Annotated in this window: 9 protein-coding genes; 4 read left to right on the forward strand and 5 right to left on the reverse strand. The window is 73.0% G+C overall.

Translation table 11 applies throughout. The features are described 5' to 3' along the window. Positions 1-49: 49 nt before the first annotated feature. A complete protein-coding gene (locus tag Q5530_RS11375) occupies positions 50-1,621 on the reverse strand; it encodes an FAD-binding oxidoreductase (RefSeq protein WP_415362133.1) in 1,572 nt (523 codons plus the stop codon). A gap of 289 nt (positions 1,622-1,910) precedes the next feature. Between Q5530_RS11375 and Q5530_RS11380 the strand changes: the two genes are divergently transcribed. After that, a complete protein-coding gene (locus Q5530_RS11380; RefSeq protein WP_415362134.1) occupies positions 1,911-3,125 on the forward strand; it encodes a hypothetical protein in 1,215 nt (404 codons plus the stop codon). A 90-nt stretch (positions 3,126-3,215) separates the two neighbouring features. Here the strand turns inward: Q5530_RS11380 and Q5530_RS11385 are convergent, their stop codons facing one another. Continuing rightward, positions 3,216-4,505 carry an aminotransferase class V-fold PLP-dependent enzyme gene (locus tag Q5530_RS11385; RefSeq protein ID WP_415362135.1) on the reverse strand — a complete coding sequence of 430 codons (1,290 nt, stop codon included), beginning with the start codon at positions 4,503-4,505 and terminating at the stop codon, positions 3,216-3,218. Beyond that, the gene (locus tag Q5530_RS11390; protein WP_415362136.1) at positions 4,502-5,242 is read right to left on the reverse strand and encodes a crotonobetainyl-CoA--carnitine CoA-transferase; all 741 of its coding nucleotides are present in this window, start codon (positions 5,240-5,242) and stop codon (positions 4,502-4,504) included. The genes Q5530_RS11385 and Q5530_RS11390 overlap by 4 nt, the downstream gene beginning before the upstream one ends. 674 nt (positions 5,243-5,916) lie before the next feature. Here Q5530_RS11390 and Q5530_RS11395 point away from each other — a divergent pair. The 3 genes from Q5530_RS11395 to Q5530_RS11405 all read left to right on the forward strand — a co-directional run bounded on the left by Q5530_RS11395 (position 5,917) and on the right by Q5530_RS11405 (position 13,134). After that, complete coding sequence (locus tag Q5530_RS11395; RefSeq protein WP_415362137.1) at positions 5,917-11,373, forward strand: carboxyl transferase domain-containing protein; 5,457 nt, start codon at positions 5,917-5,919, stop codon at positions 11,371-11,373. Positions 11,374-11,658: 285 nt separating this feature from the next. Further along, a complete protein-coding gene (locus Q5530_RS11400) occupies positions 11,659-12,609 on the forward strand; it encodes an anti-sigma factor RsbA family regulatory protein (protein WP_415362138.1) in 951 nt (316 codons plus the stop codon). A gap of 162 nt (positions 12,610-12,771) precedes the next feature. Continuing rightward, entirely contained in the window at positions 12,772-13,134 is a 363-nt protein-coding gene (locus Q5530_RS11405) for an STAS domain-containing protein (RefSeq protein ID WP_415362139.1), read from the forward strand. A 135-nt stretch (positions 13,135-13,269) separates the two neighbouring features. Here Q5530_RS11405 and Q5530_RS11410 read toward each other — a convergent pair whose 3' ends face one another. Both Q5530_RS11410 and Q5530_RS11415 read right to left on the reverse strand, forming a co-directional pair. Next, positions 13,270-14,136 carry a hypothetical protein gene (locus Q5530_RS11410; protein WP_415362140.1) on the reverse strand — a complete coding sequence of 289 codons (867 nt, stop codon included), beginning with the start codon at positions 14,134-14,136 and terminating at the stop codon, positions 13,270-13,272. 417 nt (positions 14,137-14,553) lie between these two features. Then, the gene (locus Q5530_RS11415) at positions 14,554-14,700 is read right to left on the reverse strand and encodes a hypothetical protein (RefSeq protein ID WP_415362141.1); all 147 of its coding nucleotides are present in this window, start codon (positions 14,698-14,700) and stop codon (positions 14,554-14,556) included. Positions 14,701-14,702: the final 2 nt, after the last annotated feature.

Genomic DNA, 14,702 nt, shown 5'->3' on the forward strand with positions numbered 1-14,702 from the left:
AACTCGATGTGGACATCCGTTCTTCATTCGGTTGGTCGGTGGGGGGTGGCTAGTCCGGCAGCCGCACGGACAACGCGTGGCGGAAGACGTCGCGCGGGTCCCAGCGCTTCTTGACCGCCTGGAGGCGCGGGTAGTTCCCCTGGTAGTACAGGGAGGTCCACGGCGCCCCGGAGGCGTTCCACACCGGATCGGCGAGGTCGGCGTCCGCGTAGTTGATGTAGGCCCCCTCGCTGGCCTCGCCCGGTACCGGGACGCCGCCGGAGTCGGCGTAGAGGTCGCGGTAGAGCCCCCTCACCCAGGCGAGGTTCGCGGCGTCCTCCGCCTCGGTGCGCCAGCTCGCGCCGCAGATCATCTTGAGCACGGAGCCCCGGTGCGCGAGCGCCGTCGCCCCCGCCGGCACCGAGTTGACCCGGCCGCCGGCGGGCAGCAGGATCACCAGCGCGTTGGGGTTCGCGGGCGCGGCACCGTCGAGGTACCGGTACAGCGTGGAGATCTGCCCGTCGGAGTACGCCTTGCGCAGGAAGGCCGACTTCGCCTTGTACCGCCGGGTGTCCCGATCGCCCCACTTGCCCGCGCCGGGGTAGGTCATCCGGTAGAGCCAGGGCACCGACTGCCGCCGGTCCACCACCGGGGCCACGCCCATCCGCGCGGTGATCTCGCCGAAGTGCGCGTTCAGCAGCCCGGCCGCGTCCGGCAGCGAGTCGTCGATCATCGCGGTCAGCGACACGAACCCGCCCGCCCGGTGCCCGAGCACCAGCCAGCCGGAGAGGTTCGCGTACGGGGAGTGGGCGGAGCTGTTGCGCTCGAACCACGCTCCGTGCTCGCGCACGAGCGCGTGGAAGGCTTGCTCGGTCAGCGAGTCCCAGCGCCACATGAGGTCGCCGACGAGCCACCGCGCGGGCGGCTTCGGCAGCAGGGCGGTCGGGTCCGCCGACGCCACGTCGGGATCGCGGAGCCAGTACTTCGTCACGATGCCGAAGTTCCCGCCACCGCCGCCGGTGTGCGCCCACCACAGCTCCCGGTTCGGGTCGTGGCGGTCCCGCGAGGCGACGACCGCCCGCGCCCGGCCCGAGCGGTCGACCACGACCACCTCCACCGCGTGCAGGTAGTCGACGGTGGCGCCGAAGCGGCGCGACAGCGGTCCGTGACCCCCGCCGACGATGTGCCCGCCGACGCCGACCTCCGGGCAGTCCCCACCGGGGAACGCCACGCCCCAACGGCTGTACAGCGACCGGTACGCCTCGCCGAGCGTCGTGCCCGGCTCGATCGAGAACGCCCGCTTGGAGCGGTCGAACTGCACCTGGTCCATCAGCGACAGGTCCAGCAGCACCTTGATGTCCGACGAGGTGGTGAAGTCCTCCCACCCGTGGCCACCGCTGCGCACCGCGATCCGCCTGCCCCTCGCGACCGCTTCCGACACGGCGTCGACGACCTGGCGGGTGCTGGTCGCCACCCGCACGTGGTCCGGCCTGCCGACGAACCTGTGGTTGTCACCTCGCAGGAAAGCGTCGTACCGCGGATCACCGGCGGCGATGGTCGCCGCCCGCTCCTCGCCGCCGGCCACCAGCCGCGGCTCGGCGTCGGCGCTCACCGCACCACCGAGCAGGGTTCCGGTTGCCACGGCACCGGCCATGAAACCTCGCCGGTTCAACTCCGTCACGGTCACGCTCCCGTCGTGGGGTCGCGCCCGATGCTCGAAGTCCACATCGGACGCGAGTAACTGTATAATAGTTAACCAATATAGATGGCCCTTGTCGAGGCCCTCACCGCCGCCACGGGCGCTGACGCACCCATTTGCGCACTAATTTAGCCCGTTCGGCCTAAAATTTGCCCGTGATCTCCACACCCATCCGTGACGACGAGCAGCTAGCATCACTTCGAATTTTGTACCCCGCAAGGATGAGGTGGCCATGCGCCTGCCCTGGGCACGTTCCGCGAGTCGACGAGCATTCACCACGGCGCTGGTCGTCGTCACCGGGTTGGTCGCGACGACCTCCGGCGCGCACGCCGACCCGCGAGGGCGGGATTCGGTGTCGTGCGCGGAGGTGACCGAGTCCACCGTGAACGACTGGATCCGCCGGGCCAACGGCGGCGCGGCCGTGCTGAGGAAGGTGAACACCGGCACGCGCGGGTGCACCGTGCCCGTCGGCCCGACCGGGCTGGAGCCGCTGAGCGGCCGGCTCACCCTCACCGCCGTCGGCGCCAACCTCACCCTGCACGGCGGCGACTCGGTGTTCGACGTCCGCAACGGCGGGGTGCTGACGATCAACCGCCTCACCCTCTCCGGGGCGACGTCGAGCGCCGTGGTGAACAACTACGGCGGCACGGTGTTCGTGAACAGCAGCACGATCACCGGCAACCACGCGTTCTTCGGCGGCGGCCTGGTCAACAGCGGCGGCACGATGACCATCAACGACACCACCATCACCGGCAACACCTCGCAGGGCCAGGGCGGCGGCCTCGGCAACAGCGGCTCGACCGGCTTCCTGGTGGTGACCAACTCGCGGATCACCCGCAACAACGGCCTCTACGGCGGCGGCCTCATCAACGCGGGCGCCACGACGTACGTCATCGGCAGCGAGATCAGCGAGAACACCTCCGACGGCGCGGCCGCCGGCGTGGTCAACAGCGCGGGCTCGCTGAGCGTCATCGGCAGCACGGTCTCGCGGAACACCGTGCTGCGGTGCCCCGGCCCGTCGCTGTGCGGCGGCGGTTTCACCAACGCGGGCAACCTGACCATCCTGCGCAGCGTGGTGTCGGGGCACAACGAGTCCGCGATCGGCAACCTGGGCGGCGGCGCCCTCCAGGTGACCAACAGCAAGGTCGAGGACAACTCCGCGCCGGGGCCCGGCGCCGGGGTCATCAGCGCGCTCGGCGGCGTGGTGACGATCAAGGACAGCGAGTTCACCCGCAACCGCTCGGACGCGTCGGGCGGCGCGGTGGCCAACACCGGCGGTGGCGTGATCACGCTGGAGCGCAGCCGGATCACCGGGAACAGCGCCGCGCTCGGCGGCGGTGGCCTGGCCAACCTCGGCAACGGGATGGTCACGGTCACCACCGGCAGCGTCGTCACCGGCAACGCGCCGGACGACTGCACCGGCGTGGTCGAGGGCTGCCAGTCCTGACCAGCGGTCCCGTCCACCACGAGGGGGCCCGGCCGGCGGCCGGGCCCCCTCGGGCGGATCAGGACCCGCGTCGGTCCACTGTGAACGGTGCTACAGGAACCGCTCGGTGGGGTGCTCGGTCGTCCAGACGCCGGCCTTGACGGTGCGCAGCGCCCGGGACACGAACTCGACCTCCTCCACCGTGTTGTAGACGCCGAAGGAGAGCCGCACGGTGCCGACCGGGTCGAGGGTGTCCACGAACGTGTTCGCGCAGTGCACCCCGGCCCGCATCGCGACGCCGTGCCGGTTGAGGTGGTCGCCCACGTCGTAGGGGTGGATCCCGTCCACCACGAGGGACACGATGCCGCTGGGGTCGGCGGCCGGGTCACCGACCACCCGCACCCCCGGCACGGCGGAGAACGCCTCGACGGCCGTGCGCACGAGCAGCTCGTCGTGCCGCCGGATCTCGGTCCACCCGATCGCGTCCAGGTAGTCGAAGGCGGCGGCGAGCCCGACCGCGCCGGCGATGTTCGGGGTGCCCGCCTCCAGCCTGGCCGGGACCCCGACGTAGCGCACCGGGTCCTCGAACGTCACGTCCTTCACCGTGCCGCCGCCGACCTGCCACGGCGGCAGCCCGGCCAGCCGCTCCCGCTTCCCGTACAGGACGCCGGTGTACATCGGCCCGTACACCTTGTGCCCGGAGAAGCAGTAGAAGTCGGCGTCCAGGTCGCGCACGTCGACCTTGCGGTGCGGCACCGCCTGCGCGCCGTCGACCACCACGGGGACGTCCCGGCGGTGCGCGGCGGCGACCAGCTCGCGCACCGGGTTCACCGTGCCCAGCACGTTGGACACGTGCGTGAGGGCGGCCAGCCGCACCCGGGGTCCGAGGGCCTCGGCGAACCGGGCCGGGTCGACCCCGCCGCCCTGCTCCGCGTCCACCACGACCAGCTCCGCGCCGGTCGCCTCGCAGAGCCGGCGCCACGGCAGCAGGTTCGAGTTGTGCTCCATGCCGGTGACCACGAGCTGGTCGCCCTCCGCCAGCACGGCGCGGCCGAGGGTGTCGGCGAGCATGTTCACCGCCGCCGTCGTGCCGGAGGTGAACACCACCTCGTCGGTGTGCTCGGCGTTGATCGCGCGCTGCACGACGGCGCGGCTCTCCTCGTACGCGTCCGTCGCCTCGAAGGCCAGGCGGTGGTAGCCGCGCCCGACGTTGCTGTTGGCGGTCTCGTAGAAGGTGACCAGCGCGTCCAGCACGGCGCGGGGCTTCTGCGTCGTCGCGGCGTTGTCCAGGTACACGAGCGGGTTGCCGTCGAACGACCGGCCGAGTATCGGGAAGTCCTCCCGGACCCGGTCACCCGCTGCGGTCTGGGCACGGTGGCCGGGGCTCACCACGTTGGTCACACGGACTCCTTGGTGTCGCTCGTGACGAACATCCCCGTGAACTCGTCCAGGAACGACGGGGGGAATTCCAGCACCTTCTGGTCCGAGTACCGGCGCGGTTCGCCCCGCTCCAGGTGCGGCCCGAAGAAGTACCAGCAGATCTGGGCGACCTGTTCGGAGAACAGCACCGGGTGCACGTCCGGCGAGTACATCCCCATGTGGCAGAAGGCCGCCCGGAACTCGCCGCGCGAGGAGAAATCGTTGTCGAACATGACGTGCCCGAAGATGTCGTGCACCGCGCGGAAAACGTCGTTGTACCGGAAATCGACCCCGCCGATGCTCAGGCCGGTGGGGGCCAGCATGGGGTGGTAGCCGGTTTCACCCTCGCCGTGCCCGGAATCGGTGAGGTAAACGTGGAGCACGCCGGTCGAGAGGACCGACGCCCGCAGGTCGGCGGAATCCCGGTACGGCTGCCCCGGGCGGACCCACGGTTCGACGGTGATGCCGACCCGCCGGATCACCTCGTACTGCTGGAGCGTCTCCCACTTGAACCGGTGGTAGAGCCGGCTGAGGCGGGCGTCGTAGGCCAGGTGGGGGGCGCGGTCGAACCACCGCGCGACCCGACGGCAGTAGTCCGGGTTCCACCGCATGGTCGCCCGCCTGCGTCCGCTCAGCGGTTCGTCCCGGCCCGCGCCGTCGTGGGACGAGCGTGCGACGTAGGCATCGGCCGCGTCCGCTAGTCGCCTCTCCAAAACCATCGTCGCTCCCGACAGTACGCGCTGCCACCCGACACGCCCTGATAAGTATCAGATTTTTTAGTCAATGGCAACCTGGTACCCCCTGCGGACCTTCCGGTCAAGGACTTCGCCACGCGTCGCACCTCCTCGTGCAACTGTCCGCAGTGCAGGTGAGACCCACCGTACCCGCTCGAAGCCCGGCTGCGTCCGACTCGACGCGGCGCCCCACAACTACTTAATATATAAGTAGCCGAAACTTCCCTCCCGAAGCCGACGCCAAAGCGCCGCGACAGCCGGGCGCCACGCCGGCGAAGGGGTCCCGGACCGGGTCGCGACGGCCGGGTGGGGTGAAGAAGAACCGAACCGCGTCGACAGGGCGTGGAAAACCCCCTCAACCCCTATCGGCGCCCGGCGGCCGGAGAGCGGCGGTCACCGGGCAGCGGGAACGAAACCGCAGGTCACGGGCGTCACGGGGATCGTTCCGGGACCGGTGGGCGTGGAGCCGGGGTCGCCGCCGCGGCTATTAGGGGGCCCTGTACTGCACCGCCGACGGGGTCTCCCCGCCGGCGGGTTGGCCATACTCGTCCCGAGCCCACCCCGGCACAGCACCGGCCGGGCCACCAGGCAGAGTGTGGACGCGACCTGAACGGACGCCCAGGCTCGTGGTTCACGTACAGAAGGGAATGGTCGGTCGGATGTTCCGCCGTATCGCGATCGTCAACCGGGGAGAGGCCGCGATGCGGCTCATCCACGCGGCCCGGGAACTGGCCGAGGAGACCGGCACGGCGATCGACACGATCGCCCTGCACACCGACGTGGACCGCGGTGCCGCGTTCGTCCGCGAAGCCGACGTCGCCCACGACCTGGGACCGGCGTCCGCCCGCCCCTACCTCGACCTGAAGGTCCTCAAGAAAGCCCTGGTGGAGACCCGGGCGGACGCGGCCTGGGTCGGCTGGGGCTTCGTCGCCGAGGACCCGGCGTTCGCCGCGCTCTGCGAGGAGGTCGGGGTCACCTTCATCGGCCCGAGCCCCGACGCCATGCGCAAGCTCGGGGACAAGATCGGCGCCAAGCTGATCGCCGAGGAGGTCGGCGTCCCGGTCGCGCCGTGGAGCCGGGGCCCGGTCGAGTCGCTGGACGCCGCCCTGGAGGCCGCGGCCGGCATCGGCTACCCGCTGATGCTCAAGGCCACCGCGGGCGGCGGCGGGCGGGGCATCCGCGTGATCACCAGCGACGCCGACCTGGCCGACGCCTACGAGCGCACCAGCCAGGAGGCCGCGCGGGCGTTCGGCAGCGGGGTCGTGTTCCTGGAGCGCCTGGTCACCGGGGCCCGGCACGTCGAGGTGCAGGTCATCGCGGACGGCCAGGGCACGGCGTGGGCGCTGGGGGTGCGCGACTGCTCGGTCCAGCGGCGCAACCAGAAGATCATCGAGGAGTCGGCCTCCCCCGTGCTCGACGCCGACCAGGCCGCCGAGCTCAAGGCGTCCGCCGAGCGGCTGGCCGTCGCGGTCGGTTACCGGGGCGCGGCCACCGTCGAGTTCCTGTACCACCCCGGTGACCGGGCGTTCGCCTTCCTGGAGGTCAACACCCGGCTCCAGGTCGAGCACCCGATCACCGAGGCCACCACCGGGTTCGACCTGGTCAAGGCCCAGCTGTGGGTGGCGGCCGGCAACCGGCTGGAGGGCGCGCCCCCGGTCGAGCGCGGGCACGCCGTCGAGGCCCGGCTCAACGCCGAGGACCCGGACCGCGACTTCGCCCCGTCACCGGGGCGCATCGTCCGGCTCGACCTGCCCTCGGGGCCCGGCATCCGGGTGGACACCGGTTTCGGCGAGGGCGACACCATCCCGGCCGACTTCGACTCGATGATCGCCAAGATCATCGCCCACGGCCGCCACCGGGCCGAGGCGCTGGGCCGGCTGCGCCGGGCCATGGCCGACACCACCGTGGTCATCGACGGCGGCGCGACCAACAAGAGCTTCGTCCTGGACCTGCTCGACCAGCCCGCGGTCGTCGACGCCACCGCGGACACCGGCTGGATCGACCGGGTGCGGGCCGAGGGCGGGCTCGTCGCGCACCGCCACTCCGCCGTGGCCGTGGCCGCCGCCGCCATCCAGGCGTACGAGGAGGAGGAGAGCGCCGAGCAGCAGCGGCTGCTGTCCACCGCGTTCGGCGGCCGCCCGCAGGTGCGGCACGAGTCCGGCCGCGGGCTGGACCTCAAGCTGCGGGGCGCCTCGTACCGGGTCCGGGTCACCCGGGTCGGCGCGCAGCGGTTCCGGGTCGGCATCGAGGCCGGGTCCCAGGTCCGCACCGCCGACGTCGAGTTGGACCGGTTCGACGAGCACGCCGGGCAGATCCGCGTCAACGGGACCCGCCACCGCCTGCTCGTGGGCACCACCGGACCCGTGGTGCTGGTCGAGGTCGACGGCGTGGCGCACCGGGTCAGCCGGGACGAGGGCGGCGTGCTGCGCTCCCCCGCGCCCGCGCTGGTGGTGGCCACCCCGGTCGGGGTCGGCGCCGAGGTGGAGGCCGGCGCGCCGGTGCTGGTCCTGGAGAGCATGAAGATGGAGACGGTGCTGCGCGCGCCGTTCGCCGCCCGCGTGAAGGAGTGCGCGGTGGCCGTCGGCAGCCAGGTGGGGACCGGCGCCCCGCTGCTGCGGCTGGAGCCGCTCGCCGAGAACGACGCCGCCGACACCGCCGCCGCCCAGCAGCCGGTCGACCTCGACCTGGCAGACCTCCCGGACGCCTCCCCCGCCGACCGCGCCGAGCGCGGCCTCCAGGAGCTGCGCGGGCAGCTGCTCGGCTTCGACGTGGACCCGCACGACGACGGCAGGGTGCTGCGGGACTACCTCGCCGCCCGGCGGGAGGCCACCGAGGCGGGCCGGCGACCGCTGGCCGGCGAGGTCGTCCTGCTGACCGCGTTCGCCGACCTGGCCGAGCTCAGCCGCAACCGCCCGGCGGGCGAGGACACCGGCGGCGAGGGCCACGTGCACAGCGCCCGCGAGTACTTCCACACCTACCTCCAGAGCCTGGACGTGGAGCGGTCCGGCGTGCCGGAGCGGTTCCGGGACAGGCTCGCCAAGGCGCTCGGCCACTACGGCGTCACCGGCCTGGACCGCACCCCGGACCTGGAAGCCGCCGTGTTCCGGATCTTCCTGGCCCTCCAGCGGGCCTCGGCCGACGCCGGGGTGGTGGTCGCGCTCCTGCGGGCCTGGCTGGACGAGGCGCCGCCGGACGACGCGCTGCGCGAGACGGTCGGGCTCGCCCTGGAGCACCTCATCTCGGCGACCCAGGTGCGCTTCCCGGTGGTCTCCGACCTCGCGCGCGGCGTCGTGTTCGCCTGGCTGGGCCAGCCGCTGCTGCGCCGCAACCGGGCCCGCAGCTACGCCGAGGTCCGCCGGCACGTGCGGTACCTGACCGCGCACCCGCGGGCCGAGGACCGGGACGAGCGGGTCGCCCGGATGGTGCGCACGACCGAGCCCCTGGTGCGGCTGTTCAGCCGGTACCTGGAGCGCAGCACGCTCGACGACGCGCTGATGCTGGAGGTGCTGACCCGGCGGTACTACGGCAACAACCGCCTGGTCGACATCCGGACCAGCACGATCGGCGAGCGCACCTTCGTGACCGCCGAGCGCACCGACTTCACCGTGGTGTCCACCGCGACCCACCACGCCGAGCTGGGCGAGGCGCTGCGGGGCCTGGGCGCCCTGGCCTCGGACAACGGTCCGCTGGAGGCCGACGTCTACCTGGCGTGGCGGGACCAGCCCGAGGACGCCGCCGACCTGGCCGCCGCGCTGGCGGCCGTGGTCGCCGCGCACCCGCTGCCCGAGCAGGTCCGCCGGCTGACGCTCACCGTCGCGGGCCGCGGCGGCGCGGCCATGCACCAGCACGTCACGTTCCGCCCGTCGGGCGCCGGGATGGCCGAGGACCGGCTGCTCCGGGGCCTGCACCCGTACATCGCGCAGCGGATGCAGCTGGCGCGGCTGCGCGAGTTCGACCTCACGCGACTGTCCTCTTCCGACGAGGACGTGTACCTGTTCCACTGCGTCGCCCGGGACAACCGCGCGGACGAGCGGATCGTGGCCTTCAGCCAGGTCCGGGACCTGGTGGCGCTGCGCGACCACGAGGGCCGCCTCGCCGCCCTGCCCACCGCCGAGGACACGCTGGCGACGTGCCTGGACTCGATCCGGCGCGCCCAGTCCCTGCGGCCGTCGTCGGCGCGGTTCAACACCAACCGCATCGTGATCTACGTCTGGCCCACCAGCGACATCACCGCCGACGAGCTGGAGCTGCTGGCGAAGCGCGTCCTGCCCACCACGGCCGGTGCGGGCCTGGAGGAGATCGAGTTCATCCTGCGGCAGCGGTTGGCGACCGGCGAGCTGGTGCGGATCGCGCTGCGGATCTCCTTCGACGCGGGCGGCGCCCCGGCGCTGACCATCGGGGAGCCCTCCGACGCGCCGATCCCGCCGCTGGACGGCTACCGGCTGAAGGTGCTGCGGGCCGGCAGCCGCAACACGGTGTACCCGTACGAGATCACCGGCATGATCGGGGAGTTCACCGAGCACGACCTCGACGAGCACCACGCGCTGGTGCCGGTGGACCGCCCCAGGGGCCAGAACACCGCGGCCGTGGTCGCGGGCGTGGTCAGCACCCCGACCGCGCGCCACCCGGAGGGCGTGACCCGGGTCGTGCTGCTCGGCGACCCGACCGACTCCCTCGGCGCGCTGTCCGAACCGGAGTGCCGCCGGGTCGTCGCCGCGCTGGACCTGGCCGAGCGGCTCGGGGTCCCGGTGGAGTGGTACGCGCTGTCCGCGGGCGCCCGGATCTCCATGGAGTCCGGCACCGAGAACATGGACTGGGTGGCGGCCGCGCTCAAGCGGATCGTCGAGTTCACCCAGGCCGGCGGCGAGATCAACGTGGTGGTCGCGGGCATCAACGTGGGCGCCCAGCCGTACTGGAACGCCGAGGCCACGATGCTCATGCACACCAAGGGCATCCTGGTGATGACCCCCGACTCGGCCATGGTGCTCACCGGCAAGCAGTCGCTGGACTTCTCCGGCGGCGTGTCCGCGGAGGACAACTTCGGCATCGGCGGGTACGACCGGGTCATGGGCCCCAACGGGCAGGCGCAGTACTGGGCGCCGGACCTGGTCTCGGCCCGGGACGTGCTGATGGCCCACTACGAGCACACCTACGTCGCGCCCGGCGAGGACGGGCCGCGCCGGGTGGGGACGAGCGACCCGCACGACCGCGACATCACCGGCTACCCGCACCAGGCGGTGGGCAGCGACTTCACCACCGTGGGGCAGATCTTCTCCCCGCTGGACAACCCGGACCGCAAGAAGGCGTTCGACATCCGGTCCGTCCTGCGCGCGCTGTCCGACCAGGACCGACCGGTGCTGGAGCGCTGGGCGGGCATGGCCGACGCCGAGACGGCGGTGGTGCAGGACGCGCACCTGGGCGGCATCCCGGTCTGCCTGCTGGGGATCGAGTCCCGGCCGGTGGAGCGGCGCGGCTTCCCGCCCACCGACGGCCCGGACACCTACACCGCGGGCACGCTGTTCCCGAGGTCGTCGAAGAAGGTGGCGCGGGCGATCAACGCGGCCAGCGGCAACCGGCCGGTCGTGGTGCTGGCGAACCTGTCCGGGTTCGACGGTTCGCCCGAGTCGATGCGCGAACTCCAGCTGGAGTACGGCGCGGAGATCGGCCGGGCCGTGGTGAACTTCCGGGGACCGATCGTGTTCTGCGTGATCTCCCGCTACCACGGCGGCGCGTTCGTGGTGTTCTCCAAGGCGCTGAACCCGAACATGACCGTGCTCGCGGTGGAGGGTTCCTTCGCCTCGGTGCTCGGCGGCGCCCCCGCGGCCGCGGTGGTGTTCACCCGGGAGGTCACCGCGCGCACCGCGGCCGACCCGCGGGTGCGGGAGTTGCAGGCCAGGGCGGCGGCCGCGGCCGGCGCCGATCGGGCGGCGCTGACCGCCGAGCTGGACGAGCTGCGCTCGTCGGTGCGGGCCGAGAAGCTGAGCGAGGTCGCGGGCGAGTTCGACCGGGTGCACAGCATCGGGCGCGCGGTCGAGGTCGGGTCCGTGGACGCGGTGGTCCGGGCGGCCGAGCTGCGGCCGCGGATCATCGAGGTGCTGGAGTCCCGGCAGGGGTAGTGGGTGTTGTGCGGTGAGGGGGCGGTGCTGCGGCGCCGCCCCCTTGTCGCTCGTCGGGACTGACCCTGCTCAGAGCGTCCCGCCGCGCGCATGGGTCGAGCCGAGGCACCTCGGGCACGACGTGCCCGCGCCGCCCGACACCGACACCGACACCCCGCGAATCCACTACACTGCGCGTACCTCGTGGCGACGGCGTTGCGACCGCCGTCGTCCGGTCCCGCTCGATCCTTCGAGGTGCAGGACCCGAACCGGTTCGCGCGGAGCGGGTGCCATGGAACGGGCAGCATGAGGACCGGCACGGATTCCCGACCGCGCGGTTACGACCACGCCGCGGTCCACTACCGCTCCCACGACGAACTCCTGGCCGTGGCGGTGCCGTTCGTCCGCGCCGGGCTGGACGCCGGTGAGGCGACCGTGGTGTCGCTGGAGCGGCACAAGGCCGAACTGGTGCGGGAGGCGCTGCCGGACGCCTCGGACGTGGCGTTCCTGACCTCCGACGACCTCTACGCCCGGCCCGCCGTCGCGATCAAGTCCTACCGGGGGCTGATGGCCGACCTCGTGGCCGGTGGCGCGCGGCGCATCCGCATCTTCGGCGAGGTCCCCCCTTCGGGCCTGGGCGCCGGCTGGGACTGGTGGGCGCGCTACGAGGCGGCGGTCAACCACGTCTTCGACGAGTTCCCGCTGCGCAGCATGTGCGGCTACGACACGCGCACCACCCCGCGGCGGGTCCTGGACGACGTCGCGGCGACTCACCCGTTCGTGGTCACCGCCGACGGCCGGCGCCTGGTCAACGAGCGCTACGTCGACCCGCCCTCGTTCCTGACCGCGCCGCGACCGGTGGCCGACCACCCGCTCCAGCGCACGCCGCCGCTGCTCGAACTGGTCGACCCGACCCCGGCCGCCGCCCGCCGGGGTGTGCTCGACCACGACCGGACCGGGCTGCCCCGGGCCGAGGTCGAGGACCTGGTGCTGTCGGTGAGCGAGGTGGTGGCCAACGCCCTGCGCCACGGTCGCCCGCCCGTCCGGCTGCGGGTGTGGTCGGCGCCCCGGCAGTTCGTCGTCACCGTCCACGACACCGGCGCGGGCCTCGACGACCCGTTCGCCGGCCTGCTGCCCGCGCGGGACCGGACCACCGGTGGCCTGGGGCTGTGGCTGGTCCACCAGCTGTGCCACCACGTCACCTTCGGCCGCGACGAGGGCGGTTTCACCATCCGCCTCACCCTGGGCGTCGCCTGAACCCGGCACGGTTGTGCCCGCCGCGGTGGCGATCTACGATGGAGCTCTGCGATAAGCGTCCGCTACGCGGAACGACGATTCGGGTTAAGCAGAAGCTCGGTTGCCGGTTCTCGTGCCAACCGAGGAGCCCAATTGGGGCATTTCCCCGTCGAAAGAACACCCGTGGCCGTCATCGGCGTCGACGACCGCGACGGCATCTCCGTGGTCTCGGTGGCCGGTGAGATCGACATGACCTGCGACGAGCCGATCCGCGCCGCGCTGACCGCGCAGTTCGACCGACGCCCCGCCGGACTGGTCCTCGACCTGACCGACGTCGGCTTCTTCGGCTCGACCGGGGTCCGCCTGGTGGTCGAGGCCGCCACGTGGGCCCGGGACCAGGGGGTGGCCTTCGCCCTGGCCTCCACCCGGCGCGCGGTCCTGCGCACCCTGGACATCGCGCTGCCGGACGGGGTGGTCGACCTCCACCCCACCGCGCCGGACGCGATCAGGGCGTTGCGGACCGCAGGCGTGCCGGTGTCGCACTAGTGCCGGTGGCGCACTAGTCGAAACCCAGCCGACCTGTCCCGGCCCCGCCGGGGCAGGTCACCACCCCGGTCGACGTCGCGCGGCGGCACCGGGGGCGCCCCCGGTGCCGCCGCGCACCGGACGGGCACCCGGCGGTCACGGCTCCCGCCCGTCGGCCAGCTCCTCCAGCCCGGCGCGGTCGAGCAGGTCGAGCCGCGGCCCGTCCGGCGAGTCCGAGCGCTTGACCAGGCCCTTGCGCTCCAGGTGGCCCATCGTCTTGCGGAGCTTCTCGGTCGCCAGCGAGCCCTTGCCCTTGGCCGCGAACTCGTTCTTCTGCTCGGGCGCCAGGGTCGGCGCGACCGACTTCTTCCACACGGCCAGCAGCGCGGCGCGCGGCACCGACGCCTCGTCGCCCGCCACGTCCAGGACGATCCCCGCCAGCACGCGCCCGAGGTCGTCCTGCCGCTCCGCGTGGCGCCTGACCAGCTCCTCCACCGACGCGCGCCCCTCGCCGTCCGGCGTGCCCGGCACGTCGAGCGCGGTCAGCCTCGCCCACAGCGCCCGGTCGGCCGCGGTGGGCTCGCCCTCACCCGCCAGCACGGCGCCGCGGTGGGCGTCGATGGCGGAGCCCAGGGCGAGCACCAGGTCCATCAGCTCGTCGCGGACGTCGTCGCCGCGCAGCCGCCGCGCCGCGGGCGCGATCAGCCGCTGGTGCTCGCGCACCAGCGTCTCGAAGTGGGCGGTCTTGGTGAACCGGTTGGCGTCCTCGGCCGCGTCGCGCTGGTACTCGGCCTGGGTGATCTCCCCCTCCAGCGCCCGCGCCCGCGCGGTCGCCCGCTCGGCCGTGCGGTGCGTGCGCGTCACGGTGATCCGGTCGAGCATCGCCCGCAGCACCCGCTCGGTCTGCTCGACGTAGGCGTCGGAGCCCAGCAGCCGCCACGTCTCGGGGTCGCGGCTGCGCAGCGCGTTGTTGACGTAGCGGTCGGCGGCGTGGTCGTCGTCGGGGTCGTAGGGCAGTGTCACGTGTCATTCCTCGGTAGTGGGTGCGGAAACGCCCGCACGGGGAAGCCGGCAGGGCCCGGACAAGGGTGCCCGGCGGGCTCGGGCGCGCGGTCGCCGGGTGGTGCGCGGCGCGCGGCGCGGCAGGTGGTACGGCCCGGGCCGCTGGTTGGACGGTGCGGCGACACGTGGGAGTCTGTCACCACGCGGCCCTCATCCGGGCTGTTCGCCCACTGTTCCACGCAACCCGCCCCGAGGTCGTCGCACCCGGGACGGCGGTGGACGCCTTCTCCCGGCCCGTTCCACCCACACCTCGCGGTCCACGCCCACCTCACCACCCCGGGCAACGGCGCGCACCACACTCACCTCACGGGAGATCCCCATCACCACCTCAGCCCTGCTGCCGCCTTCCGTCGCCTCCCCCCGCGCGCTGGCCGACGTCTACGGCCCCGGCGTCGCCGTCGCCGCGCGACCGGCGCTGGAGGCGGGCGCGCCGGGGAACGGGCACCGCACCACCCGCGACTCGCTCTCCGCCAGGCCGATCGCGATCGCCTCGGACACCGCGCTGATCTGCAGCGCCGGCGGCACCG

Source organism: Saccharothrix sp. BKS2, from assembly GCF_047689505.1.
GTDB classification, from domain to species: Bacteria; Actinomycetota; Actinomycetes; order Mycobacteriales; family Pseudonocardiaceae; genus Actinosynnema; species Actinosynnema lopnurensis.

Excerpts from the sequence above, each read along its gene's own strand:
- Q5530_RS11400 (WP_415362138.1), top strand. The coding sequence starts at position 11,659 with ATGAGGACCGGCACGGATTCCCGACCGCGCGGTTACGACCACGCCGCG.
- Q5530_RS11390 (WP_415362136.1), bottom strand. The coding sequence starts at position 5,242 with ATGGTTTTGGAGAGGCGACTAGCGGACGCGGCCGATGCCTACGTCGCA.
- Q5530_RS11380 (WP_415362134.1), top strand. The coding sequence starts at position 1,911 with ATGCGCCTGCCCTGGGCACGTTCCGCGAGTCGACGAGCATTCACCACG.
- Q5530_RS11395 (WP_415362137.1), top strand. The coding sequence starts at position 5,917 with ATGTTCCGCCGTATCGCGATCGTCAACCGGGGAGAGGCCGCGATGCGG.